The sequence below is a fragment of the Streptosporangium sp. H16 genome (assembly GCF_051918855.1).
Lineage (GTDB): Bacteria > Actinomycetota > Actinomycetes > Streptosporangiales > Streptosporangiaceae > Streptosporangium.
This window is the reverse complement of record NZ_JBPXMD010000022.1, coordinates 63,977-88,365: the sequence shown is the minus strand read 5'-3', so window position 1 is coordinate 88,365 and position 24,389 is coordinate 63,977. Positions and strand designations below refer to the sequence as shown.

The 24,389-nt window shown below is 70.0% G+C and carries 19 protein-coding genes; 9 read left to right on the top strand and 10 right to left on the bottom strand.

From position 1 onward, the window contains the following. The first annotated feature begins 18 nt into the window (after positions 1–18). Positions 19–1,059, top strand: coding sequence for a family 2 encapsulin nanocompartment cargo protein polyprenyl transferase (locus ACTOQ2_RS30740; protein WP_440104320.1), 1,041 nt, complete (start codon positions 19–21; stop codon positions 1,057–1,059). Between the two features lie 46 nt (positions 1,060–1,105). Here the strand turns inward: ACTOQ2_RS30740 and ACTOQ2_RS30735 are convergent, their stop codons facing one another. Then, complete coding sequence (locus tag ACTOQ2_RS30735) at positions 1,106–2,257, bottom strand: acyl-CoA dehydrogenase family protein (protein ID WP_440104318.1); 1,152 nt, start codon at positions 2,255–2,257, stop codon at positions 1,106–1,108. 169 nt (positions 2,258–2,426) lie between these two features. Further along, complete coding sequence (locus ACTOQ2_RS30730) at positions 2,427–3,161, bottom strand: hypothetical protein (RefSeq protein WP_440064485.1); 735 nt, start codon at positions 3,159–3,161, stop codon at positions 2,427–2,429. 336 nt (positions 3,162–3,497) lie between these two features. On the opposite strand from ACTOQ2_RS30730, the gene ACTOQ2_RS30725 reads away from it, so the two are divergent. The 4 genes from ACTOQ2_RS30725 (at position 3,498) to ACTOQ2_RS30710 (ending at position 8,262) form a co-directional block, all read left to right on the top strand. Next, positions 3,498–5,135: an ABC-F family ATP-binding cassette domain-containing protein gene (locus tag ACTOQ2_RS30725; protein ID WP_440104316.1), complete on the top strand. Its 1,638-nt coding sequence runs from the start codon at positions 3,498–3,500 to the stop codon at positions 5,133–5,135. An 85-nt stretch (positions 5,136–5,220) separates the two neighbouring features. Beyond that, positions 5,221–6,201 carry a LacI family DNA-binding transcriptional regulator gene (locus ACTOQ2_RS30720; protein ID WP_440104314.1) on the top strand — a complete coding sequence of 327 codons (981 nt, stop codon included), beginning with the start codon at positions 5,221–5,223 and terminating at the stop codon, positions 6,199–6,201. Between the two features lie 497 nt (positions 6,202–6,698). After that, complete coding sequence (locus ACTOQ2_RS30715) at positions 6,699–7,250, top strand: hypothetical protein (protein WP_440104312.1); 552 nt, start codon at positions 6,699–6,701, stop codon at positions 7,248–7,250. 37 nt (positions 7,251–7,287) lie between these two features. Beyond that, a complete protein-coding gene (locus tag ACTOQ2_RS30710; protein ID WP_440104310.1) occupies positions 7,288–8,262 on the top strand; it encodes a hypothetical protein in 975 nt (324 codons plus the stop codon). 62 nt (positions 8,263–8,324) lie between these two features. Here ACTOQ2_RS30710 and ACTOQ2_RS30705 read toward each other — a convergent pair whose 3' ends face one another. Continuing rightward, a complete protein-coding gene (locus tag ACTOQ2_RS30705; protein WP_440104309.1) occupies positions 8,325–8,840 on the bottom strand; it encodes a hypothetical protein in 516 nt (171 codons plus the stop codon). A 130-nt stretch (positions 8,841–8,970) separates the two neighbouring features. Here ACTOQ2_RS30705 and ppgK point away from each other — a divergent pair, with 130 nt between their 5' ends. From ppgK to hrpA, 3 genes are all read left to right on the top strand, one after another. Further along, the gene (gene ppgK, locus ACTOQ2_RS30700) at positions 8,971–9,702 is read left to right on the top strand and encodes a polyphosphate--glucose phosphotransferase (protein ID WP_440104308.1); all 732 of its coding nucleotides are present in this window, start codon (positions 8,971–8,973) and stop codon (positions 9,700–9,702) included. 401 nt (positions 9,703–10,103) lie between these two features. Next, positions 10,104–12,404 (top strand): glycoside hydrolase family 6 protein, encoded by a 2,301-nt coding sequence (locus ACTOQ2_RS30695; RefSeq protein WP_440104307.1) that lies wholly within the window; start codon positions 10,104–10,106, stop codon positions 12,402–12,404. A 268-nt stretch (positions 12,405–12,672) separates the two neighbouring features. Then, entirely contained in the window at positions 12,673–16,566 is a 3,894-nt protein-coding gene (hrpA, locus tag ACTOQ2_RS30690) for an ATP-dependent RNA helicase HrpA (RefSeq protein ID WP_440104306.1), read from the top strand. A gap of 9 nt (positions 16,567–16,575) precedes the next feature. Here the strand turns inward: hrpA and ACTOQ2_RS30685 are convergent, their stop codons facing one another. After that, the gene (locus ACTOQ2_RS30685) at positions 16,576–17,199 is read right to left on the bottom strand and encodes a Uma2 family endonuclease (protein ID WP_440104304.1); all 624 of its coding nucleotides are present in this window, start codon (positions 17,197–17,199) and stop codon (positions 16,576–16,578) included. A 222-nt stretch (positions 17,200–17,421) separates the two neighbouring features. On the opposite strand from ACTOQ2_RS30685, the gene ACTOQ2_RS30680 reads away from it, so the two are divergent. Further along, on the top strand, positions 17,422–18,090 hold the full coding sequence (locus ACTOQ2_RS30680) for an HAD family hydrolase (protein WP_440104303.1): 669 nt from the start codon (positions 17,422–17,424) through the stop codon (positions 18,088–18,090). Positions 18,091–18,166: 76 nt separating this feature from the next. Here the strand turns inward: ACTOQ2_RS30680 and ACTOQ2_RS30675 are convergent, their stop codons facing one another. The 6 genes from ACTOQ2_RS30675 to ACTOQ2_RS30650 form a co-directional block, all read right to left on the bottom strand. Continuing rightward, complete coding sequence (locus tag ACTOQ2_RS30675) at positions 18,167–19,243, bottom strand: pectate lyase family protein (protein ID WP_440104301.1); 1,077 nt, start codon at positions 19,241–19,243, stop codon at positions 18,167–18,169. Beyond that, entirely contained in the window at positions 19,240–20,310 is a 1,071-nt protein-coding gene (locus tag ACTOQ2_RS30670; RefSeq protein ID WP_440104298.1) for a pectate lyase family protein, read from the bottom strand. The genes ACTOQ2_RS30675 and ACTOQ2_RS30670 overlap by 4 nt, the downstream gene beginning before the upstream one ends. A gap of 760 nt (positions 20,311–21,070) precedes the next feature. After that, the gene (locus tag ACTOQ2_RS30665) at positions 21,071–21,400 is read right to left on the bottom strand and encodes a DUF5709 domain-containing protein (protein WP_440104295.1); all 330 of its coding nucleotides are present in this window, start codon (positions 21,398–21,400) and stop codon (positions 21,071–21,073) included. Positions 21,401–21,481: 81 nt separating this feature from the next. Then, positions 21,482–21,976, bottom strand: a complete 495-nt coding sequence (locus ACTOQ2_RS30660; protein ID WP_440104293.1) for an NUDIX domain-containing protein — start codon at positions 21,974–21,976, stop codon at positions 21,482–21,484. 100 nt (positions 21,977–22,076) lie between these two features. Then, positions 22,077–22,622: a GNAT family N-acetyltransferase gene (locus ACTOQ2_RS30655; RefSeq protein ID WP_440104291.1), complete on the bottom strand. Its 546-nt coding sequence runs from the start codon at positions 22,620–22,622 to the stop codon at positions 22,077–22,079. Positions 22,623–22,843: 221 nt separating this feature from the next. Continuing rightward, a complete protein-coding gene (locus ACTOQ2_RS30650) occupies positions 22,844–24,259 on the bottom strand; it encodes a glycosyl hydrolase (protein WP_440104289.1) in 1,416 nt (471 codons plus the stop codon). Between the last annotated feature and the right edge of the window lie 130 nt (positions 24,260–24,389).

Here is a 24,389-nt window from a genome sequence, read left to right as displayed (position 1 = left end):
GAGTGAGGGAGAGCGATCATGACGACCATCGAGACGTCGACGGACGGACGGTCCGCGGGCGAGGTGCTGGCCTGGAGCCGGGACATGGTCGAGGCGACCCTGCGCCCGGCGGCCGACACGCTGCCCGCGTCGATGAGGCGCATCGCCGGATACCACTTCGGCTGGTGGGACGAGCAGGGCCGGCCGTCCGCGACCGGCGGGGGCAAGGCGATCCGCCCCGCGCTGGCCCTGCTGTCGGCGGAGGCCGTCGGCGGCACCGCGGTCTCGGCGCTCCGGCCGGCGGCCGCCGTCGAGCTGGTGCACGACTTCTCCCTCCTGCACGACGACGTGATGGACGGTGACCGGACCCGCCGCCACCGCCCCACGGCCTGGGCCGTCTTCGGGGTCAGCCCGGCCATCCTGGCCGGTGACGCGCTGCTGACGCTCGCCTTCGACGTGCTCGCGACCGGAGGACACCCGGGCACCGCCGAGGCGACCCGGATTTTCAGCACCGCGGTCCAGGAGCTGCTGGACGGCCAGAGCGCGGACGTCGCCTTCGAGGAACGCCGGGATGTCGGGCCGGCCGAGTGCATGAGCATGGCGGCCGGCAAGACCGGTGCCCTGCTGGGCTGCGCCTGCGGGCTCGGCGCCCTGTTCGGCGGCGGCGACCCCGAGCAGGTCGAGCACTTCGTCGCCTTCGGCCGGGACCTGGGGCTGGCGTTCCAGCTCGTCGACGACCTGCTGGGCATCTGGGGAGACCCCGAGGCGACCGGCAAGCCGGTCCACTCGGACCTGCGCAGCCGCAAGAAGTCCATCCCGGTCGTCGCCGCCCTGACCTCCGGCACCCCGGCCGGACAGGAGCTGGCCGGCCTCTACCACCGGGAGCAGCCGCTCTCCGACACCGAGCTGGTCCGCGCGGCCGAGCTCGTCGAGGCGGCGGGCGGGCGGGCCTGGACCCAGGTGGAGGCCGACGAGCTGCTCGCACGGGCCCTGCGCCACCTGGCGGCCGCGGGCGCGCTGTCCCGGCCCGCCGCCGAGCTGACCGCACTCGCCCGTCTCGTCACCCGCCGCGACCACTGATCGGAGCGTCGTACGCCTGTCGTCGGCGACGCTCCGACGAGGGAGCTCAGACGAAGGCGCTCGTACCGGTGATCGCCCGTCCCACGATCAGGGTGTTGATCTCGCGCGTCCCCTCGTAGGAGTAGATCGCCTCGGAGTCGGCCACGAAGCGGCCGACGTCGTAGTCGAGGACGATGCCGTTGCCACCCAGGATCTCCCTGGCCCATCCCACGGCCTCGCGCATCCGCGCCGTGCAGAAGGCCTTGGCCATGGCCGAGTGCTCGTCCTTGTAGACGCCCGCGTCCTGGAGCTGTGCCAGCCGCACCACCATGCCCAGCGAGCAGGTGACGTTGCCCAGCATCCGCACGAGCAGGTCCTGCACGAGCTGGAAGCCCGCGATCGGCCGTCCGAACTGCTCGCGGGTCCTGGCGTACTCCAGCGCGAGCTCGTAGGCGCCCGTCATGCAGCCCACCGCCTGCCAGGCCACGCCTCCCCGGGTCTGCCGCAGGATGGTGCCGGTGTCGCGGAAGCCGTTGGCCTTCTGCAGCCGGTTGATCTCCGGCACCAGGCAGTTGGTGAGCGTGATGTCGGCGTTCTGGACCGTGCGCAGGGCTATCTTGTTCTCGATCTTCGTGGCGGCGAAGCCGGGCGTGCCCTTCTCCACCACGAATCCCTTGACCTGGCCGTCGGCCTCGTCCTTGGCCCACACCACGATCAGATCGGCGAAGGTCGCGTTGCCGATCCAGCGCTTGGCCCCGTTGAGCACCCACACGTCGCCCTCGCGCCGGGCCGTCGTGCGCAGCCCCGCCGCGACATCGGATCCTCCCTCGGGCTCCGTCAGCGCGAACGCCCCGATCTTCTCCATCGCCGCCATCGGCGGCAGCCATCGCTCCCGCTGCTCCTCCGAGCCCAGCCGGTCGACGCTGCCCATCGCCAGACCGTTGTGGACACCGAAGAACGTGCCCATCGACGGGTCCACCCGGTTCATCTCCAGGACCACGAACCCGGTCAGCAAGCTGCGTGCCCCCCGATGGGCCAGGCCCGCGATGTCGAGCTTGGCGAACTCGGGAATCAGCTGGTGAGGGAAGCGCGCGTTGGTCCACGCCTCGTTCGCGATGGGCGCGACCTCCTGCGCCATGAACTCCCGCACCCGGAGCACGATCTCCTTCTCGTGCTCCTCCAGCAGCTCGGAGTAGTCGTAGAAATCACCCGTCGTCATCGGCGCGGCTTCCCTCCGGTCGTCGTCCCCCTCCACTGCCCGAAAGCCGGGGGATCAAGCGGAAGACCTCACCGGGAACCACGGGAAACGCCGGAAACGACGGAAGCCCGGGTCGCCCCGGGCTTCCGCGTCGACTGCCGACCGGTCGCGGCGCGACCGTCAGGCGGGACTACCAGCGGCGGGTGTAGACGCGCACCCAGTCGGACCGGCTGCGGCTCTCGGAGAGCTCGTCGTTGCCGTCGAAGATCGCGCGGTACTCACCGCTGCTGTACGCGCGGGCCTTGGCGCGGAAGGTGCCCTTCCAGCCGGTGTCGGGGGAGGTCACGAACTTCCACGTGTTGGTACCGCGCTTGCGGAAGTAGATCTCCACCTCCTCGCCGCGCACGCCCTTCCAGCGGTCGTCGTCGACCTGGAGACGGCCGGTGAAGTAGACCGTGCGACCCTTGCGGACGGTCCCGGGGTTCGCGGAGAACCGGTAGATCCGGGTGTCGGCCTTCTCGGCCTTCTCGTGGACGACGGAGAAGTTGACCTCGTCGGTCACCTTCTTGCCGTCCTTGTCGTACGCGTCGGCGATCGCGACCCAGCGACCCTCGAAGTCGTTCTCGTCGAAGCTGGTCGTGAAGCGCCAGAGGTCACCCTTGTGCAGGAGCCTGGGCTCCGGCGCCGCCAGGGTGCGGGCCTGGTCGGAGACCGGCCTGAGGCGAAGTTCGACACGGGTGGCCTCGGTGGTGCGGACCTCGATGCTGACCCTCTTGTCGTCGTCTCCCTTCACGACGACCGGGTTCGGGTTCACGTTGTCGATGCGCACGCTGAGAGCGACTCGCTCCGCGGAGGCCGTTCCGGCGGACAGGAGCAGCGAGCTGCTCACCGCCGCTGACAGCAGACCGATGGCGATTCGTTTCATCAAGATGCTTCCTCTTCTCCCCGTTTCGGGGGCGACCTGTTGGCCGTCCCCGTCCCATAAGACGGCACAGAAGCGACTGATGTTGCCTGAAGTGTCGAAAAAAGAGGGTTTAGATCTCCGTAAGGTAACGTTTCCCGGCAAGGACGACCAGGTCAACCGCCGGTTGCCGGGCCCCAGAAATTTTTCTGCGATAAGCGTGATATGTCCGATTTGTCGGGAATAGGGTTCGGCGGATGGGGTGGGGCTGGGCGGCCGGGGGATTCTGAGCCTCTAATCGGTCATAACAGACATATCGGACATGGCGCCGCGGTGCCGGCGGGCGGATAGCGTTTGCGTATGAGTGCCACCATCGTCGCCAAGGACCTGGCCGCCGGACACGGCGACCGAGCGCTTTTCACCGGGCTCGACCTGGTGGTCGCCCCCGGCGACGTCGTCGGCCTGGTCGGCGTGAACGGCGCGGGCAAGTCCACCCTGATGCGGATCCTCGCGGGGCTGCTCCCGCCCGAGCACGGCTCCGTGCGGCTCAGCCCGCCATCGGCGTCGGTCGGCTACCTGCCCCAGGAGCGCGAGCGCCGCGCGGACGAGACGATCGCGGACTTCCTGGCCCGCCGTACCGGGGTGGCCGCCGCGCAGCGCGCGCTGGACGCCGCGACCCAGGGACTGGTGGAGGGAACCCCGGGTGCGGACGACGCCTACGCCACCGGCCTGGAGCGCTGGCTCGCCCTGGGCGGTGCCGACCTGGAGGACCGGGCCGCCGAGGTCGTCGCCGAGCTCGGCCTCGCCGTGGAGCTCGACCGGCCGATGACGGCGCTCTCCGGAGGCCAGGCCGCGCGGGCGGGCATGGCCTCCCTGCTGCTCAGCCGCTACGACGTCTTCCTGCTCGACGAGCCCACCAACGACCTCGACCTGGAGGGGCTGGAACGGCTCGAACGCTTCGTCACCGGCCTGCGGGCCGGGACCGTCCTGGTCAGCCACGACCGCGAGTTCCTGGCCAGGACCGTGAACCGGGTCGTCGAGCTCGACCTCGCCCAGCAGCTGGTCAGGGTGCACGGCGGCGGCTACGAGGCCTATCTCGCCGAGCGCGAGGTCGCCCGCCGGCACGCCCGCGACGAGTACGAGGAGTACGCCGGCACCGTCGCCTCCCTCAAGCAGCGCGCGGGGATGCAGCGCGCCTGGATGGAGAAGGGCGTCAAGAACGCGCGGCGCAAGGCATCCGACAACGACAAGATCGGCCGCAACTTCCGTACCGAGGCGACCGAGAAGCAGGCCGCGAAGGCCCGCCAGACCGAGCGGCTGATCGAGCGGCTGGAAGAGGTCGAGGAGCCCCGCAAGGAGTGGGAGCTCCGCATGGAGATCGCGGTGGCCCCGAGATCGGGGGCCGTCGTCGCGACGCTGCGCGACGCCGTGGTCCGGCGCGGCGCGTTCACCCTCGGCCCGGTGAACCTGGAGGTCGGCTGGGCCGAGCGGGTGGCGGTCACCGGCGCCAACGGCTCCGGCAAGTCGACCCTGCTGGCCGCGCTGCTGGGCCGGCTCCCGCTGGACGAGGGCAACGCCTCGCTGGGCCCCGGGGTGGTCGTCGGCGAGGTGGACCAGGCGCGGGGGCTGTTCCTCGGAGAGGAACCCCTGGTGGAGGCCTTCGGTGCCGCGGTGCCCGACATGGTTTCCGGCGACGTGCGCACGCTGCTCGCCAAGTTCGGGCTCCGTGCCGCGCACGTGCCGCGCCCGGCCGCCACCCTGTCTCCGGGGGAGCGGACCCGGGCCGCGCTGGCGCTGCTCCAGGCGCGCGGGGTGAACCTCCTCGTGCTCGACGAGCCGACCAACCATCTGGACCTGGCCGCGATCGAGCAACTGGAGTCCGCGCTCGCCTCCTATCCCGGTACGCTGCTGCTGGTCACTCACGACCGCCGGATGCTGGACGCGGTGCACACCACCCGGCGGGTCCACGTCGACGGCGGCAGGATCGCCGAAAGCTGACCGGGACGGCCCGCCGGGCCTGACTATTGACGTAACTTTCGCAAGCAGCCGCAAGTAATTGCTTCTCTTGCCTTATAGTTTCATCATGACGCGACGGCTTGCAGAAGTGGCCAAGAAGGTCGGGATGAGCGAGGCGACGGTCAGTCGCGTGCTCAACGGGAAGCCCGGGGTGTCCGAGGCGACCCGTGAGGCCGTCCTCACGGCGCTCGACGTGCTCGGCTACGAGCGGCCGACCCAGCTGCGCGGCGATAGGGCGCGGCTGGTCGGGCTCGTCCTGCCCGAGCTGCAGAACCCCATCTTCCCCGCTTTCGCCGAGGTCGTCGGGGGTGCGCTGGCCCAGCAGGGGTTCACCTCCGTGTTGTGCACCCGCACCCTGGGCGGCGTCTCCGAGGCGGAGTACGTCGATCTGCTGCTCCAGCAGCAGGTGTCCGGTGTGGTCTTCGCCGGAGGCCTGTTCGCCCAGGCGGACGCCTCCCACGAGCACTACGAGCTGCTGCGGGAGCGGCGCCTGCCGACCGTGCTGGTGAACGCCGCGGTCGCGCACCTCGCCTTCCCCCAGGTCTCCTGCGACGACGTGGCCGCCGCCGAGATGGCGCTCGGCCACCTGCGGTCGCTGGGCCACGAGCGGATCGGCATGGTGCTCGGCCCTCCCGACCACGTGCCCTCCCGGCGCAAGTTGGACGCGGCGGACCTCGCCCCCGAGTTCGTGGAGCACACCATGTTCTCCCTGGAAGGGGGGCACGCGGCGGCCGCGCGGCTGATACGCAAGGGGGTGACCGGCGTCATCTGCGCCAGCGACGTGATGGCCCTGGGCGCGATAAGAGCGGCCCGCAGGGCGGGGCTCTCCGTGCCCGACGACGTCTCGGTGATCGGCTACGACGACTCCGCGCTGATGAACTGCACCGACCCGCCGCTGACGACGCTGCGCCAGCCGATCGACGCGATGGGCCGCGCGGTCGTCGACCTGCTCGCCGCCCAGATCGACAAGGCCCTGGTGCCGGCCGACGAGCTGCTCTTCGAGCCCGAGCTGGTGGTCAGGGCCTCGACCGGCCCGGTCAAGCGCTGAGGGGCCTCGCGGATCCTCCCCGTGCTCCGAGGCCGGGGACGGCGGTCGCCGCGCCACCGGACCCGTTCCGGTCGCCCGCCTCGGGTCCCGTTCACGGACCATCCGGCTTGCGGACGTCGTCATCTTTCGGATCTTCATTCGCTTGTTACGGATATATGTCGTAAACAAGAAGTCAAAATATTCAGAGTTTCCCGGAAGTGATCCTCCGCGGCTGGAGGCGGCCTCGGGTGACCCCGAGGCGGCCCACGTGCTCCCCCGGCTCGGGGCGGCTCGCGCGACCGGTTCGGACCCTCCGCGGATTCGCCGGCGGGTCACCGCGCCTCCCTTTCGCCGCGGTCCGGCGCTTTGGCCCGCACCGGAACATCTCGGGGCCTCCCGTTTGCCGTTTTCATCACGCTGAGTAGTTATTGATCTCTTACAGTTATCGCGACAAGTGTGGAAGATCCATTGCTTGCCGCCCCCCGAAGACATGTTTCGTCATTCGGAAGGAAGAGATCTTGCGTAAGAGATTTGCCGTGCTCACCTCGGCGGGCGTAGGCGCTTTGATGGTCATCCTGGCGGCACCGGCGGTGGCCGCCCCCACCGCCGACACCATCGTCACCTTCTCCGTGGAGGCGGGAAGCCTGGACATCGTCGCGCCGGCAGGCCCGATCGATCTCGGCTCGGCTCCCCCCGGTGGCACGCTCACCGGCCAGATCGGTCCCGTGTCGGTCTCCGACACCCGCGGTGGGGCCGACTCGGTCTGGACCGCGACGGTGTTCGCGACGGACTTCACCGCCGCCGCGCTGACGATTCCCTTCGCCTCCGTGGAGTACTGGTCCGGGCCGACGACCGCCACCACCGGCGGCGGCACCTTCATCCCCGGACAGCCCACGGTGGGCGACGCGGTCCCCATGACGGGCACGACGCTGACCGCCATCCCGGCCATGGCCCACACGGGAGGCACGGGAGGCAGCACGGCGACGTGGAACCCCACGCTGATCGTCAACATTCCCATCACGGCTCAGATCGGCGACTACACCGGGACGGTGACACATCAGGTGGCGTAGCCGGATCGCTGGACCCTTCACGCTGACGCTGCTGGCCGTGCTGTGTTCCAGCGTGGCCGGCGCGTCGGCCGGCGTGCCGGCCGGTGAGAGCCTGGTCGCCGCCGACCCCCGGGGCACGATCGGCATCCGCCTTCTCGAAGCACCGGTCAGCCGTCGCGGCGATCCTCGCGCGCTCTCCTACATCGTCGACCATCTCCATCCGGGCACCACCATCCAGCGGAAGGTGGAGATCTCCAACACGTCCAGGAAGCCGCAGCACGTCAGCCTGTATCCGGCCGCCGCCAACGTCGTGCGGAACGGTTTCCACGCACCGGCGGGCCGCCCCAGGAACGAGCTGGTGAGCTGGATCTCGCTCGACCGCGACTCGGTCGACCTGCCGCCGGGGGGCACGGCGACCGCCCAGGTAACGATCAAGGTGCCGCTCGTCGCCTCGCGTGGCGAGCGGTTCGCCGTGGTCTGGGCGGAGGTCACCGCCGAAGCCAACGACTCCCACCCCGTGCGCGTCGTCAACCGGGTCGGGATTCGCGTCTACCTCGATGTCGGGCCGGGCGGGGAACCGCCGTCGGACTTCCGCATCGAGAAACTGACGCCCATGCGCACCGCGGACGGCAGCCCGCAACTGCTGGCACTGATCCGTAACACCGGAGGGCGGACCCTGGACATGAACGGGGCGCTGTCGCTGACGGACGGCCCCGGTGGCCTGCAGGCCGGGCCTTTCCCCGCCGACCTGGGGGTCACGCTGCTTCCCGGCGCCGTCGCTCCGGTGACCGTGACCATGGACCGGCGCATGCCAGAAGGCCCGTGGAAGGGCAAGGTCACCCTGACGAGCGGCATGGTGAAACGGGCGGTCACCGCCACCTTCACCTTCCCGGCGGAGGGCCAGGGCTTTTCCGTCGAGCCCGACGAGAACCACCTGCCCCTGGTGGGGCTGGTGGCCGGAGTGATCGTGCCCGTCACCGCCCTCGGCCTCATGGTGCGCCGCAGGCGCCGGGCCGCCGCCCCGACGAGCTGACGCTCCCATCGGGACGGCGGCCCGGTGGCCGTGCCGGACGGGCGGGGAGACCCGCCCGTCGCTCACTTCGAGACGTAGAGGACCTTCCAACTGCCCGCGTACAGGCAGTTCAGGGAGGGCTTGGCGGCCTTGGCCTCGGAGCAGACCTTGAGCTCGACCTGGTAGAGGTCGCGCTGGGTGAACGTGAACGACTTCGGGGTGCCGTACGAGCAGTCGACGATGCTGCGGTGCTTGAACGGCAGGTTCCTGCCGTCGGCGGTCCGGTAGGTGAGGCGGAAGACCGCCCAGCCGCAGGAGGGGCCCCTCGTCAGGTCGTAGACCTTGCCGGAGATCCTGCCTCTCTCGGCAGCGGGGATGACCGCGTGGTCCTCGCCGGAGACGGTCAGCGAGCCCTTCGCCTTCGCCCTCCTGCCGGGGGCGTAGTAGGTGCCCCACGGACCGGCGCCCTGCGCCGCCGTCGTGCCGGTGGTGGCCGGGCCGGTCGGCGCCTGCGCGGTCGCCGCCTGCGCGGTTGCCGGGGCGATGGAGACGAGGGCGGTGGCGAGGGCGAGTCCTGTGAGGAGGCGGCTGATCGTCATGGGAGGGGTTCCTTTCCGGCTGTTGTGCCCACAGTGTGTGACGGACCGCTTTCAGCCGGGTTGACCGCTCACTGCAAACGAGTATCAGCCGCCTATCAGGGGGAAAGGGGAGTCAACAGGAGGTAAGTACATGGAAGCGCTGGGAATCGACATCGGCGGGTCGGGGATCAAGGGTGCGCCGGTGGACGTCGTGAAGGGGCGGCTGACGCGGGAGCGGCTGCGCATCCCCACGCCGGACCCCGCCAGGCCCGAGGCCGTGGCCGCGGTGGTGGCGGAGATCGTCGAGCACTTCGCCTGGGACGGGCCGGTGGGGGTGACCTTTCCGGGGATCGTGGTCGACGGGGTCGCCAGGTCGGCCGCCAACGTGGACAAGGACTGGATCGGCACGGACGCGCGGCAGCTGTTCACCAAGGCGACGGGGCTGCCGACGGCCGTGCTGAACGACGCCGACGCGGCCGGCCTGGCCGAGGTGGCGGCGGGCGCCGCCAAGGGCAGAACGGGCGTGGTGATGCTGCTGACCTTCGGCACCGGGATCGGCAGCGCCCTGCTCATGGACGGCCGCCTGGTGCCCAACACCGAGCTCGGCCACCTGGAGATCAGGGGCAAGGAGGCCGAGAAGCGCGCCTCCGACCAGGCTCGCGAGGCGCACGACCTCGGTTGGGACGAGTGGGCCGAGAGGGTGCAGGAGTATCTGGAACACGTCGAGGCGCTGTTCTCCCCGTCGCTGTTCATCATCGGCGGAGGGGTCAGCAAGAAAGCCGACAAGTTCCTGCCCCACATCAAGCTGCGCACCCCGATCGTCCCGGCGGGTCTTCAGAACGAGGCGGGCATCGTGGGCGCCGCCATGGCGGCCGTGGGGTAGCGGCGGCCCCACCCGGGTGCGCGCTTCGCGCAGGCGGCCCGGGGAGGTCGGCGTATGCCACGGGCGAGCGGCGGGGATCGGGAACGGCGGCGAGGAGGGGGAACGGCGGGGATCGGCGGGGAAAGGCGGGGATCGGGAACGGCGGCGAGCGTCCGGCGGAGGCCGGGGAGTCTCCGGGGTCTCCGGCGTCTGCCTGAGGGTTCGGCGGCGGCCGTCGCGCACCGTCCGGAAGAGGCTCCGAAGAGGAGTCTGAAACTTTCATCGCGTTAGAAATCTGTTCGGTGAGGTCAGAGGCTGAGACGGCTCTATTCAAGAGTCCCCAACGTGCAACAAGCTGTACACATCCGTGAAACATCCGGAATATGGGAGCGCTCCCACCATCCTCCTGGAGATGATCACGAATGACAGTCAATCCGCGCCGCCATGCCTGGCGCAACCGGCTTGCGGCCACGGCGGCCATGCTCGTGGCCGCCGCCGGTCTCGCCACCGGGCAAGCCGCCACGGCGCACGCCGCAGTCGCCTGCGACGTCGCCTACACCACCAACGACTGGCAGGGCGGATTCACCGCCAGCGTCACCCTCAAGAACCTCGGTGACCCGCTCAACGGCTGGACCCTGGGCTTCGCCTTCACCGCCGGGCAGACCGTCCAGCAGGGCTGGTCGGCGACCTGGGCCCAGTCGGGCACCCAGGTCACCGCGAAGAACCTCGCCTGGAACGGCGCCCTCGCCACCGGCGCCTCCACCAGCATCGGCTTCAACGGGTCGTGGAACGGGAGCAACCCCAAACCCGCCGCCTTCACGGTCAACGGCGTCACCTGCGGCGGGCAGAACCCGGTCAACCAGCCCCCCACGGTCAGCCTGACCAGCCCCGCCTCCGGATCCACCCACCAGGCCGGCGCCGCGGTGCCGCTCGCGGCGACCGCGAGCGACGACGGCTCCGTCAGCAAGGTGGAGTTCTACGTCGACGGCGCGCTGGTGAACACCGACACCAGCTCCCCGTACTCCTACTCCGCCACCGGCCTGTCGTCCGGCTCCCACACCGCCAGCGCCAAGGCCTTCGACAACGCCTCCCCGGCGCTGTCCACCCAGACCGCCGCGGTCCCCTTCACCGTGGGTGGCACCCCGACGCCGTCGATCATCGCCTCCCCGGCCTCCCTCAGCGTTCCCGAGGGCGCCTCCAGGACGACCAGCTTCAGGCTCAGCCAGGCGCCGAGCGGCAACGTCACGGTCAACCTGACCAAGACGGGTGACGCGGACCTCGCCATCACGCCCTCCACGCTGCTCTTCACCCCCGGCAACTGGAACGTGGCGCAGAACGTGACGGTCTCGGCGGCCCAGGACGCCGACGAGGCGAACGGCACCGCCACCGTCGCGGCCGCCGCCACCGGCCACACCGGTGCCTCCGTCGCCGTGACCGAGGCCGACGACGACGGCGACACGACGCCGATCACGCACGTCGACAACCCCTACGACGGGGCCGACGGCTACGTGAACCCCGACTGGTCGTCCAAGGCCGCCGCCGAGCCCGGTGGCGACGCGATCGCCGACATCTCCACCGGCGTGTGGCTGGACCGCATCGCCGCCATCGAGGGCTCCTCCTCGGCCAGGGGCCTGCGCGCCCACCTGGACGAGGCCCTGGAGCAGGACGCGGCCAACGGCAGCAGGCCGCTGACGATCCAGGTCGTCATCTACAACCTGCCCAACCGCGACTGCTCGGCGCTCTCCTCCAACGGTGAGCTGCTCATCGCCGAGAACGGTCTGAACCGCTACAAGACCGAGTACATCGACCCGATCGCCGCGATCATGGGTGAGTCGAAGTACGCCGGCCTGCGGATCTCGACGATCGTCGAGATCGACTCGCTGCCGAACCTGGTCACCAACCTCAACCTGGCGAAGTGCCAGGAGGCCAAGGACAGCGGCGCCTACGTCAACGGCGTCCGCTACGCCCTGGACAAGCTGCACGCGATCAAGAACGTCTACACCTACGTCGACGCCGGGCACCACGGCTGGCTCGGCTGGGACAGCAACTTCGGCCCGGCCGCCGACCTGTTCGCGAGCACCGTCGCCGGCACCGCCGCGGGCTTCGACAGCGTGGACGGCTTCATCACCAACACCGCCAACTACTCGGCGCTGCGCGAGCCGCACTTCACCATCAACACCACCGTCAACGGCCAGAGCGTCCGCCAGTCCGAGTGGCTGGACTGGAACTTCTACGTCGACGAGCTCTCCTTCGCCCAGGCCTTCAGGACCACGCTGATCCAGAAGGGCTTCAGGTCCAACCTCGGCATGCTGATCGACACCTCCCGTAACGGCTGGGGAGGCTCGGCCCGCCCGGCCGCTCCCAGCACCTCGACGAACGTGAACACCTTCGTCGACCAGTCGCGCATCGACCGCAGGTTCCACGCCGGCAACTGGTGCAACCAGAGCGGTGCCGGACTGGGCGAGCGCCCGCGGGCCAACCCCGCCACCGGTCTGGACGCCTACGTCTGGATCAAGCCCCCGGGCGAGTCCGACGGCTCCAGCGAGCCGATCCCGAACAACGAGGGCAAGGGCTTCGACGAGATGTGCGACCCGGCCTACGAGGGCAACGACCGCAACGGCCACAACATGAGCGGTGCCCTGGCCGACGCGCCGATCTCCGGCAAGTGGTTCTCCGCCCAGTTCCGCCAGCTGCTCCAGAACGCCTACCCGCCGCTCCCGTAACCCGCTGATCCTCCGGTCCCGCTCCCGCGGGGCCCGGGTGGGTCCCGAACACGACGGCCCCGTCACCCCGGCCCGGGGGAGGCGGGGCCGCCTCCTTTTATTGGGATGGCGGGGCCGCCTCCCTTTAATGGGATGCGGCGGAGCGGAGGCTCGGGCAGCATGGTCGGTCGGGCCTTCACACAGGGGCCTTCAGGTGTGGAGCCTCACACGCGCCCTCGCGGCGGCGGGTGGGCCTGCACACGTGGGCCGAAAGTATCCTGGGTTCAGTATGGGAACGCCTCCTTTGACATCGCCTCTCTCCGACCTGCACGCGCGCCTGCCCGAGCTCACGCTGCGTGACCAGCGGCGACTTCGCCGCAGGCTCGACGGGGCCCGCAGGGTCAGAAACCGTGCCGCGCAGCAGAAGATCGCCGCGGAGATCACCTCCGACATCGAGCGGGCCGAGCGGCGGGTCGCCCAGCGCCGCGCCGGCGTCCCCGCGATCACCTATCCGGAGGCGCTGCCGGTCAGCCAGCGCAGGGACGACATCCTGGAGGCGATCCGCGACAACCAGGTCGTGATCGTCGCCGGAGAGACCGGTTCCGGCAAGACCACCCAGCTGCCGAAGATCTGTCTTGAGCTGGGCCGGGGCGTCAGGGGCCTGATCGGGCACACCCAGCCCCGCCGCATCGCCGCCCGTACCGTGGCCGAGCGCGTCGCAGAGGAGCTCGACACCCCGCTCGGCGACGCCGTCGGCTACAAGGTGCGCTTCACCGACCAGGTGAGCGACGGCACCCTCGTCAAGGTCATGACGGACGGCATCCTGCTGGCCGAGCTGCAGAACGACCGCGACCTCGACCAGTACGACACGCTGATCGTCGACGAGGCGCACGAGCGCAGCCTCAACATCGACTTCATCCTCGGCTACCTCAAGCAGCTCCTCCCGCGCCGCCCCGACCTGAAGGTGATCATCACCTCGGCGACCATCGACCCCGAGCGCTTCTCCAAGCACTTCGGCGACGCGCCGATCGTGGAGGTCTCCGGCCGGACCTACCCCGTCGAGGTGCGTTACCGGCCGATCGCCGAGGACGACGACCAGATCCAGGCGATCGGCAACGCCGTCGACGAGCTGTGCGCGGAGGGACCCGGCGACATCCTGGTCTTCCTCAGCGGCGAGCGGGAGATCCGCGACACCGCCGAGGCGCTGTCGAAGCGCAAGGACGCCGAGATCCTGCCGCTGTACGCCAGGCTGTCCGCCGCCGAGCAGCACCGGGTCTTCCAGCGGCACACCAACCGCCGGGTCGTGCTGGCCACCAACGTGGCCGAGACCTCGCTGACCGTGCCGGGCATCAAGTACGTGGTCGACCCCGGCTTCGCCAGGATCTCCCGCTACAGCCACCGCACCAAGGTCCAGCGCCTGCCCATCGAGGCGATCTCCCAGGCCTCGGCCAACCAGCGCAAGGGCCGCTGCGGCCGTGTCTCCGAAGGCATCTGCATCCGGCTGTACGAGGAGGACGACTTCGTCACCCGGCCGGAGTTCACCGACCCGGAGATCCTGCGCACCAACCTCGCCTCGGTCATCCTGCAGATGACCTCGATCGGCCTGGGCGACATCGGGGCCTTCCCGTTCGTCGAGCCCCCCGACCAGCGCCAGGTCAGGGACGGCTACGACCTGCTGCTCGAGCTGGGCGCCTTCGACCAGGCCAGGCAGATGACCCCGCTCGGCCGCAAGCTGGCAGGGCTCCCGGTCGACCCGCGCCTGGCCCGCATGGTGCTGGAGGCCGACCACAACGGCTGCGTCCGCGAGGTCATGGTCATCGCCTCCGCCCTGTCGATCCAGGACCCGCGCGAGCGACCGGCCGACAAGCAGCAGGCCGCCGACGAGAAGCACCGCCGCTTCGCGGACAAGGAGTCCGACTTCGTCTCGTACCTGAACCTGTGGGAATACCTGCAGGAGCAGCAGAAGGAGCTGTCGTCCAGCGCGTTCCGGCGACTGTGCAAGGCCGAGTTCCTCAACTACCTGCGGGTCCGCGAGTGGCAGGACGTCTACAGCCAGCTCCGCCAGATGTCGAAGAGCCTGGGCGTCACCCTCAACAGCACCCCCGGTGACGAGCAGAAGATCCATGTCTCCCTGCTGTCGGGCCTGCTGTCCCACGTCGGCGTCAAGGACATCGACAAGAAGACCGCCGACGCCGGTGGCGGCCGCCGTCCCCCGAACGAGCCACGCAGGCCCATGACAGAATACGTCGGCGCGCGCAACGCCCGGTTCGCGATCTTCCCGGGCTCCGCGCTCGCCAAGAAGCAGCCGCTCTGGGTGATGTCCGCCGAGCTGGTGGAGACCTCCCGGCTCTGGGCCCGGGTCAACGCCAAGATCGAACCCGAGTGGGTCGAGCCGCTCGCCCAGCACCTGATCAAGCGCACCTACTCCGAGCCGCACTGGGAGAAGAAGCAGGGCTCGGTGATGGCCTACGAGAAGGTCACCCTGTACGGCGTCCCGATCGTGGTCCAGCGCAAGGTCAACTACGGCCGCATCGACCCCGAGCTGAGCCGGGAGCTGTTCATCCGGCACGCCCTGGTCGAGGGCGACTGGGAGACCCACCACGCCTTCTTCAGGGAGAACCGCAAGCTGCTCGAAGAGGTCGAGGAGCTGGAGGAGCGGGCCCGGCGCCGCGACATCCTCGTCGACGACGAGACGCTGTTCGACTTCTACGACCAGCGTGTCCCCGCCGACGTCGTCTCCGGGCGCCACTTCGACTCCTGGTGGAAGAAGGCCAGGGCCGACCAGCCCGACCTGCTCAGCTTCGAGAAGTCGATGCTGATCAGCGAGACGGCGGGCGACGTCAGCCAGCGCGACTACCCCGACGTGTGGCGTCAGGGCGGCCTGCGCTTCCCCCTGACGTACCAGTTCGAGCCCGGCACCGACGCCGACGGCGTCACCGCGCACATCCCGCTCGCGCTGCTCAACCAGGTGAACGTCGAGGGCTTCGACTGGCAGATCCCCGGGCTGCGCGAGGAGCTGCTCACCGCGCTCATCCGGAGCCTGCCCAAGCAGATCCGGCGTAACTTCGTCCCCGCTCCCAACTACGCCAAGAAGGCCCTGGAGCGGGCCGAACCCACCCAGGAGCCGCTGCTCGCGGTGCTGGAGCGCGAGCTGCTGAACCTGACCGGCGTCCAGGTGCCGCGCGAGGCCTGGCAGCCCGACCTGGTCCCCGACCACCTCAAGATCACCTTTCGGGTGATCGACGGCCGCAGGCAGAAGCTGGCCGAGAGCAAGGACCTGGCCGAGCTGAAACGGCGGCTCGCCCCAAAGCTCCGCCAGACCCTGTCCAAGGCCGCAGGCCTGGAGAAGAGCGGCCTGACGGGATGGACCGTGGGCGCGCTGCCCAAGACATTCGAGCAGCGCAGGATGAAGGCCTACCCGGCGCTCGCCGACGAGGGCGCCACTGTGGCCGTACGGATGTACGAGACCGAGGCCGAGCAGCGCCGGGCGATGTGGGAGGGCACCCGCAGGCTGCTGCTGCTCAACACCCCGTCACCGGCCAAGTGGGTGCTCGGCCGCCTCGGCAACCAGTCCAAGCTCGCCCTGAGCCGCAGCCCGCACGCCGGGGCCACCGCCCTGTTCGACGACTGCATCGCCTGCGCCGCCGACCACCTCATGACCGAGCACGGCGGGCCGGTATGGGACGAATCAGCCTTCGCCGCGCTCCACGACAGGGTCCGGGCCGAGCTGTTCGACACCACCGCCGAGGTGGTCGCCAGGGTCGAGAGCATCCTCAAGGTCTGGCACACCGTCTCGAACCTGCTGCCGGGGTCTCGCTCCACCCCCGCGATCGAGGACATCCGCGACCAGGTGGCCAACCTCGTCTACCCGGGTTTCGTCACCGAGACCGGCTACAAACGCCTGCCCGATCTGCTCCGCTATCTCAAGGGGGCCGAACGGCGGCTGGAGAAGGTCCACGAGGACGCGTTCCGCGACGGGGAGCGGATGGACAAGGTGCACGACATCGAGGACGACTATCACGAGCTGGTCGAGAAGCTCCCCCCGGCCCGCCGCTCCGACGACGACGTCCGCCAGATCCGCTGGATGATCGAGGAGCTCAGGGTCAGCTACTTCGCCCAGACCCTCGGCACCCCGTACTCGATCTCCGACAAGCGCATCCGCAAGGCGATGGAGAAACTCTGAGTTCAGGGGTCACAGGAAGATTGAGGTGTCGAGGTCGAAGTCGACGGGGGAGGGGATCCGGAGCGGCTTGCCCATCTGGGTGTGGGTGGTGGTCCGGTAGGTGCCCTCCTCGGGGTCGCTGAGAACCGTGACCATCGGCGGGGAGGCGACCGGATCGACGATCAGCATGATCGGGACGCCGCAGCCCGCGTAGATCCTGGGTTTCGTGGCGCGGTCCATCTCCATGCTCCCGGGTGAGACGATCTCCGCCACCAGGACGAGCCCCGAGGAGAGGATCTCGCGGTCCCCCCAGAGCGGCGCGTTCACGGGAAGCAGGCAGTAGTCGGGCACCAGGGTGTCACGTGGTCCCTCGATGCAGACGTCGACGTTTCCCGCGAAACTCTCCCAGCTGTTCTTCTCCAGAATCGGCTGCAGGGCGAAGGCGAGGCGCATGGCGATTCGGCCGTGTTGTGGAATGCCGGATGGGCTCACGATCAGGTTCCCGTCGATGATCTCGGCGCGAAGGCACAGGGTTGGGGGAAGGGACTCGAAGATCTCTCTCGGGGTCCGAGGGAGTGGCCGGTCCTCCGGAGTGGCGGGCTGAGCGGGTGGCTGGGGCGCGGTGCGCTGGGCGGATCGCTGAGACGCTGTCATCACCATCGACCTGTATCCCTCCGTGTCCGAACGAGCACTCTGAGTTTCGCATGACGACCCGGCCGAGCGTGGGGCGTATGCCGCGTGATTATGGATCAGCTTGGTGGTGGCGCGGCGAAGGCGCGGAAGTGATGCGGGTATGCGGGCACGCCTGTGCGAGGGGCTCACTCCGCCGTGGTCCCGGCCGTTGTCGCCTCGATCGGCCGGGCTACGATCGTGAGCTTGAACGGAAAGGGAGGCACCGTGGTCCGGGCGCTGGTGTTCGACGTGGGCGAGACGCTGATCGACGAGACGCGCATCTGGTCGCGCTGGGCCGACCGGCTGGGCGTCACCCGGTTCACCATGCTCGGCGTGCTCGGCGGCATGGCCGCGCTCGACAGGTCGTTCGAGGACGCCTTCCGGCTGCTGCGGTCCGGTTTCGACGTCGAGGCCGAGCAGGAGGCGTGGAAGCGTGACGATCCGGACGGGCTACGGGTCAACTTCGACGCCGACGACCTCTACCCGGACGTGCGGCCCGCCCTGGCGGCGCTGCGCGACCTCGGCCACGAGCTGATCATCGCGGGCAACCAGCCGCCGCAGGCGCGCGACGCGCTCGTCGCGATGGACCTGCCCGTCGACGCGGTGCACACCTCCGACGGCTGGGGCGTCTCCAAGCCGGCCCCGGAGTTCTTCGCCAGGGTCGTCGCGGTGTCGGGACGCGAGGCCGGCGAGATCCTCTACGTGGGCGACCGGCTGGACAACGACGTGCTCCCCGCGCGGGCGGCGGGCATGCGGACCGCCCTGATCCGCCGGGGTCCCTGGGGGCACCTGCACGCCGAGCGCCCCCGGGCCGCCGAGGCGGACCACGTCGTCGACGACCTGCACGCCCTGGTCGCCGCGCTCGCCCGCTGACCGTCGTACGCCGCACCTTGCCCGGTGAAGCCCCGCCCGGTGAAGCCCCGCCCGGTGAAGCCCCGCGCGGGGAAGGTCAGGGAGTCCCCCACTGCGTGCCGACGCCGGCGCCGGCGCGCACCGCCGACGGGACACCGGCGGGGGCGTCGAGCGTGTAAGCGTAGAAGGTGCGCGGCTCGACGACGGTGCCCGAGGTCTCCGGGGTTCCCGAGTTCACGTAGACGTTGTCGCGCTGCACCGCCCGTCCCGGGCCGCTGTCGGCGTAGCCGCTCGCGGAGAACAGCGGGTGGGGCACGTCCTGGAAGTAGTTGCCCTCCACGACCACCCCGGCGTTCTCCGTCGAGGCCACCCCGTACAGCTCGTTGCCCAGGAAGTAGTTGTTGAAGACGTGCACCGGCTCGCCGAAGCGGATGCGCGGGTGGCGCTGCCGGCTGTTGTCGAAGAAGTTGTGGTGGATCGTCACCTTGAGGTGGCCGATGTCGGTGCCCGCGGCGCCGTCGGAGTGGCTGATCAGCATGCTCTTGTCGGCGTGGTCGAAGTGGTTCCACGACACGGTGACATAGTCGGCGCCGCGCACCACGTCGATCGAGCCGTCGACCGCGCCGGAGAAGGTGTTGTGGTCGATCCAGATATGGTGCGACTGCTGGCCGACGTTGATCGCGTCGTCCTCGGCCTCGGTGAACCGGATGTTGCGCACGATCACGTTGTACGACCGGTAGAAGTCCAGGCCGCCGCCGGTGATGTGACCCGAGGTGCCCACCCCGATGATGGTCTTGTTCGGCCGGACCCCCTGCTTGCTGGAGATCTCGATGGTGCCCGCCACCTGGATGACGAGCGTCTCCTTGCTGTCGATGTACTCCAGGAACGCGTCGGCGTCGGTCACGGTGACCGTCCGCCCGCCCGCGCCGCCGGTGGTGCCGTTCTGGCCGAGGGCGTTGACGGTGGCGAAGCCGGTCGGCGTGCCGGTGCAGGCCGCGGCGAGTTTCCCCGCCGCCTGCCCTGCCACGGAGCCCGTCCTCGCGGTGGCCGTACCCGAGGCGGTGGTGTCGGCGCCGGCGGCGCCACCCGCGCCGGTGAGCGCGGTGACCAGGAGCGCCGCGGCGGCGGCCGAGCGGAGACGGGGGCGGGGGTGGGGGCGGTGTTCGGCGTTCATCGTCGTCTCCCCCAGATCTTCCCGACGCCGGCACCGGCGGGCACGATGGTCGGCACCGCGGAGGCCGGATCCGCGCTGTAGGAGTAGTAGGTACGCGGCTCGGTCACGGTGCCCCGGGTCTCGATGGCGTGGTTGCAGTCGACCAGGATGTTGCCGCGCTCGACCAGGCGCCCGAGGTCCCCGCTGAACTCCACCCGCCCGGGGTTGTTGACGCTGTGGAAGTAGTTGTTCTCGACCAGCACCCCGGCGTCGTAGGTGGACGCGATGCCGTAGCTGTTGTCCCGGTAGTAGTTGTTGTAGACGTGCACGACGTTCGCGAAGCGCACCCGGGGGTGCCGCTGGTCGGAGGCGTCGAAGAAGTTGTGGTGGTAGGTGACGCGCAGCCGGCCGATGTCCTGCGGGCCCGCGTCCTCGTCGTGGGAGAGAAGCAGCGTCTTGTCGTGGTCGTGGAACCTGTTCCAGGAGACGGTCACGAAGTCCGAGCCGCGCTTGATGTCGACCGCGCCGTCGTCCCCGTTGGAGAAGTCGTTGTGGTCGATCCAGACGTGGTGGCTGAACATCTGCACGTTGATCATGTCGTCGGTGGCGCCGGAGAACGCGATGTTGCGGATGATGATGTTGCGCACGGCGTTCGCGGGCGGCGAGGTGACGGAGTCGCTGACCGGCAGGCCGATGTTCAGCCCGCCGCCGACCAGCGCGGCGTTCGCGCCGACCCCGATGATCGTCTTGTCCGACGTGACGTCGTGCATGCCGTCGCTGGAGCCGGTGGGCAGGGTGATCCGGCCGGTGACCTGGATGACGTACGGCCCGGGGCGGGCGATGTGGTCGAGGAACTGCGCGGCCGTGGCCGCGGTGACCGTGGGGCCTCCGGCGCCGCCGGTGGTGCCGCTCTGGCCGAGGGCGTTGACGGTGGAGAATCCGATCTGGGCGTTGACCGGGTCCGCGTACCGCGCGGTTCCGGTCTCCGCCACGGCGGGGCCGATCAGGGTGGAGATCAGGAGGGTGACGGCCGTGAGGATGAGCGCCGTGCGCGGGGTGGCTCCGGGTGCGGAGCGCGGCGGCTCCATCGGCTCCGGGGGAAGGAGCCGTGGTGGCGGAGGGGGAGTGGGTCTGGGGGACACGTGTTCTCTGCTCTCTGCGCGCGGTCGCGGTCGCGGCGGCGTGCGGTCAGGCGGCAGCGTGAAGCCGGGAGAGGAGTACGGGATGTCCGCGGTGCGCGGCTCGTCGGCGCGCCGGCCCCGGTCTCCGGTGCGGATCTCCAGTACGGATCTCCGGTAGGGAAACGGTGCGCGGGTCGCGCGGGAGGCGGTGCGTTCCCACCGCGCGGCGGTCGTCGTCTCGCCGGGCCGGTCCGCCCGTGGGGTGAGGCCGCGCGGCGCGCCGTGGGAGGTGAGGCGGGAGTGGTCACCGCACTCGGGAAAGGGAGGGCTCGGGTCAGTGCGCGGTTATGGCGTCACCACCTTCCAGCGGGTGGGGCGCTTCCCGGCGAGGCGCTAGGAAAGCGCTTTCCAGACGGGCCCGAGTTTATGTTTCCAACAAGTTTCTGTCAATGCTCCCGGCGTGCCATCGGGAGGCGCGGGTGCGGGCCCGGGTTCACGGGGGTGGCGTACGGTGCGCGGAGGAGGCGCGGGTGGCGTACGGTGCGCGGAGGAGACGCGGGGGGGAGAACCGTTCCGGCGTGCGGGGCCCGGGTGGGAGGCGGTTCCGGTGTACGAGGTGCGCGGGCGGGAAACCGTTCGCCCCGGGCCTCGCCGTGTCGATGAGGCCCGGGGGCGCGTCCGGTGGTTCGTGCCCGGTTCGCGAGTGCCGGGATTTCCGGAGTGATTCTCAGGTGTCGCGGTACTCGATGTCGGGCTCGATGCGGACGGCGCGCTCCTCGGCGGACAGGTCGCCGTCGTCGAGACCCACCTCCGAGGCGTACTCCTCGGAGGTCTCGTCGGGGCTCAGCCCCTCGTCCGGTGCTACCAGGCGGGTCCCGTCGCGCGGGCTCCGCTCGCGGTCCGGTGCCTCGCGCCGGAGGCGCTCGTCGAGGGTGTCCTGGTGCTCGTCGTCGTGTTCGACGATCTCGTGGTTGAGGCCGAGGTCGTCGGTCCACTCCTCGACCTCGATCGCCTGCTCGTCGCTCAGACCCTCGCGGTCTGGGGGTGTTTCGGTCATACCGCGGCCCTACCCGTTTTATCGCCTTAAATCCCAGGTCAGCTCTCCGTCGCGTCTCCACCGGGCCTCTGACCGGCTTTCTCAGCCGTCGGCCCCCGCGGGGTCGTCCGGCAGGTAGACGGGGTGCTGGTTCTCGCGGGCCAGGCGCCCGGCGGCGAGGCGGGGCACGAGGTGCGCAGGCAGGAGGGGGGCGGCGGCGTCCCAGGGGAGGAACGCCGCCTCGTCGAGCTCCGCGACCTGCAGCCGTATGCGGGCGGGATCGTCCAGGACGCCGCCGTCGAACATGAAGTTGATCATCGCGCGAGGGCGGTCACTCGCCGGCGGAATCCACTGGACCACGAGCAGCTCGCCCGCCTTGACGGACACGCCGAGCTCCTCGGCCACCTCGCGCGTGGCGCCGTCGTGGGGTGCCTCGCCCCCCTCGACGATCCCGCCGGGAAAGTTCCAGCCGGGCCGGTAGTTGGGCTTGACCAGCAGGACACGGTCCTCCGCGTCGGTGAGCAGCATGCAGGCCGAGACGAACACGCTGGGCAGGGTGGCGTACCAGGCGGCGGGGTCGGGGTAGGGCTCGCTCATCCCTGCCACGCTACCTCCGCGACCGGCCGGTCACGGAGGGATCCGCCGATCCGTCCGCTGCGAGGGAGCTCTTCCCGCCCGGCGGGTCGCCGCCTCTCGCTCAGCCGAGTTTCCTGACCAGGAGTTCCATTTCCAGGTCGTCCCGGGTCGGCACGCCGACGCTCTCGTCGTCGTAGGGGAAGGGGATCGTCTCGCCGGTGCGGGTGTAGCCGCGGCGCACGTACCAGGCCAGGAGTTCCTCGCGTGCCGAGATCACCGTCATGCGCATCTCGCCCACGCCCCAGGCGTCGCGGGCGAAGCGCTCGGCCTCGGCGAGGACCGCCTTGCCGAAGCCGCCGCCCTGAAGGGTGGGGCGTACGGCGAACATCCCGAAGTACGCGTATTCGCCCCGGTGCTCCACCTGGCAGCAGGCGACGATCTCGTCTCCCACCTCCATGACGATCATGTGGCTTTCCGGCTTCTCGATCTCGGCGGTCACGCTCTCTGCGTTCGTCCGCCGCCCGCTCAGCAGGTTCGCCTCGGTCGTCCATCCGGCGCGGCTCGACTCGCCCCGGTACGCCGAATCGACCAGGAGCACCAGGGCGGGCACGTCCGCGACGGTGGCCGCGCGGAACGTCGGCCGCGCGGTCCGGGAGGGGCTGTCCATGCGGATGATCCTCTCAACAGATGTGAGACGTGTGCGAACACCGAGTCGCCTGATCCCGCGAATCATACCTAAATATGGCTTTTGTCTTGATTTTTTGTGCCGGGAGCTCTTCATGTAGAGAAAGGCGGAGAAACGGGTCTGGCCCGCGCGAGACAGGACTCGCGCGGGCCAGACGTGAGGAGGCCGCGGACCCAGGCCCGGGTCCTTGGCGATGATCTAGGTCACTCGGCCGCCTGGAAGGCACGGCCCGCCGGGGTGGCGACGCCGTTGCTCCGGAACAGCCCGCTGTTGGGCTCGGTGTCGGAGGAGGGCAGGCCGAACCAGGCGTAGCGCTGCACGTACGGCAGGGAGGCCAGCATCTTGGTGGACGCGGTGACGAAGGCGGCCTGCTGCGCGTCCGTGGGGAAGCGGACGCCGTTCGAGAAGTCGATCAGGGCGTACTCGGTGAGCCAGATCGGCTTGCGGTAGCGCTCGTACACGGCCTGGATGTACGACTTGAGCTGGCCGGTCGCCGCCTCGGCGCGGAAGTCGCCGCCGTACCAGTGCAGCGTGACGAAGTCGACGCGGTAGTTCTTCTGGGCCGCCCCGGTCATGAACCGGTCCAGCCAGCCGCCCGCCCGGTCACCGCCCCAGGCGACGGCGGGGCTGCCGACCTTCAAGCCGGTCGCGGTGAGCCTCGGCCACAGAGACAGTGCCTTGTCCACGGTCATGTTGGACTGCTCGGCGAAGTCCGGCTCGTTGAAACCGAGCAGGTAGGGAGAACCGGCGTTCTTCGCCTGGGCGAGGTTCTGGTCGGTGACGCTGTCGGCCCCCCAGATCATCGGGACGAACTCCGCCCCCTTGGGAGTGGTGACGCCGTTGTGGTTCGTGGACCACGTGTAGTACCAGCTCGCGCCGGAGGCCTCGAGCGCCGCGCTGACGTTCGGCGCCTGCCACACGCCCACGCCCTTCTTGCCGGAGGTTCCCGTGGGGGGGACCTCCGGGACCGGCGTGGTCGGGGTCTTGCTGGGAGTGGAACTCGGGGTCGAGCTCGGGGTGGAGCTCGGCACCGGCTTGGTCGGCGTGGCGCTGGGGGTGGAACTCGGGGTGCGGCTCGGGCTCGAGCTCGGGGCCGGCCTGGTCGGGGTGGCGCTGGGCACGGGGGTGGCCGAGCCCTTGCCGAAGACCTGGAACTCCCAGAGCGAGACACCGTACTGGCTGGACCGCTTGGTGGCGTGGAGCCGCACGTACCGGCCGGTGGCCGAGACGTTGAGGGTCTGCACGCCGCCCTTGCCCGCGGTCGTGCTGTGGATCGTCTTCCACCGGCCGCCGCCGGAGGACGTCTGGATCCGGAACGCGGTGGCGTAGGCGCGCTCCCAGTTCAGCACGATCTTGTTGATCGCGGTGGACCTGCCCAGGTCCACCTGCAGCCACTGAGGGTCACTGAACTTGCTGGACCAGCGGGTGCCGCCGTCGCCGTCGACCGCGGCCGCGGCGGACAGGTCGCCTCGCTCGACCGAGGAGGCGACGGCCGCCCGGCCCTGCGACAGGGGGGCATCGGCCGCGCCCGCGGGGAGGGCGCCGTTCACCGCGGAGGCGCCCACGACGGCCACGAGCGCGCCTACGAGCGCGGCGCGGCGTACCTGACGAACAGCCATGCGACCTGCTGCGATACCACGCGGAACAGTCTCACTCATATGGATGAGGTCCTTCGTACGGGGAGTAGAGATCGGACATTGTCGGCGTATCGGGAGGCTCGCCGGATGGGCCGGACCGCGGATTTCCTGT